A 1,009-nucleotide genomic window follows, 5' to 3' on the forward strand; every position below is an offset into this window, starting at 1 on the left:
ATTACCCAAAAGTTCTATTTATTCAACAAAGCCATGAAAAAGCAGAATACGAGGGCTATCCCGGTAATAAGTTTGTCTCCGCCAGTAATAAAGCCCGACCACTGGTTATCGACCGTGATCGTTCCGCGCTGACCGCCGCCTATGGCAAGCCGTATGCCTGTTGCTACGTTAACGCCACCATCGATATATGGGCGATGGATAACAATTTTGGCAAGCGTATTAACGCGTCACTGGGCGGCGTCCAGTTCCTGCGCGATGGTGACGCCTTCGCTGGCGGCGGTGTAGCGACGCCGGATGACTTCGAGAATATGAGCGAAGGCGCGGATGCTGAGGCATTGATTTAACACACAGCCACACCCCCGATCACCCGGCCCAGCGCCGGGTACTTTCTGAGGTACCGAATGTTAAAAGTCTATATCCGGCTGGTCTCAATATTGACCATTGCCGCGCTTGTTTACGGCTTCATGGTGCCTTCACTCATATCAATGAAGGACACGATAGCAGCTATCTCCGGCGTAGCGCTGGCGTTCCTAACGCCCCCTTTTCTGTGCGCCATTTACATAGGCCTTTCTATCGGTAAGGAAAAGAAATGAAGAAGATTATTTTTGCAGTACTACTCTCCTTTGCAGACTTTGAAATAACAGGTTGTGATCGCGTTGAGCAGGGTAATGTTGGCATCAAAGTTAATAAGCTGGGCGACGATAAAGGCGTGGGTTAGGTTGTTGGTGTGGGCCGCTACTGGACTGGCTGGAATACCGAAATATATATCTTCCCAACCTTCAAGCAAATGAAAATCTACGACCACGCTTTCAGTTTCCAGATGAGCGACGGCACGACCATTGGTTATCTCATTGGTGTGGCTTACAAGGTTGACCCAACCAAAGTAACAACCGTTTTCCAGACATACCGCAAGGATGTTGAGGATATTACTGATACCGATCTTCGCCAAAAGATAGCCGACGCGCTTAACCGTCTGGCCAGCCGTATGAGCACGGGGCTTTGTTGAATA

Annotated in this window: 2 protein-coding genes and 1 pseudogene; all 3 read left to right on the top strand. The window is 49.7% G+C overall.

Annotated features, from left to right (window positions below; genetic code table 11):
* A partial coding sequence (locus QZ506_RS11445; protein ID WP_291971177.1) for an ssDNA-binding protein occupies positions 1–344 on the top strand: 344 nt, incomplete at its 5' end.
* A gap of 57 nt (positions 345–401) precedes the next feature.
* On the top strand, positions 402–593 hold the full coding sequence (locus QZ506_RS11450) for a hypothetical protein (protein WP_291971179.1): 192 nt from the start codon (positions 402–404) through the stop codon (positions 591–593).
* A pseudogene (locus QZ506_RS11455) lies at positions 590–994 on the top strand (SPFH domain-containing protein); the annotation flags it as partial. The gene QZ506_RS11450 and the pseudogene QZ506_RS11455, both read left to right, overlap by 4 nt.
* Positions 995–1,009 lie beyond the last annotated feature (15 nt).

The organism is Candidatus Symbiopectobacterium sp. (assembly GCF_020054415.1).
Lineage (GTDB): Bacteria > Pseudomonadota > Gammaproteobacteria > Enterobacterales > Enterobacteriaceae > Symbiopectobacterium.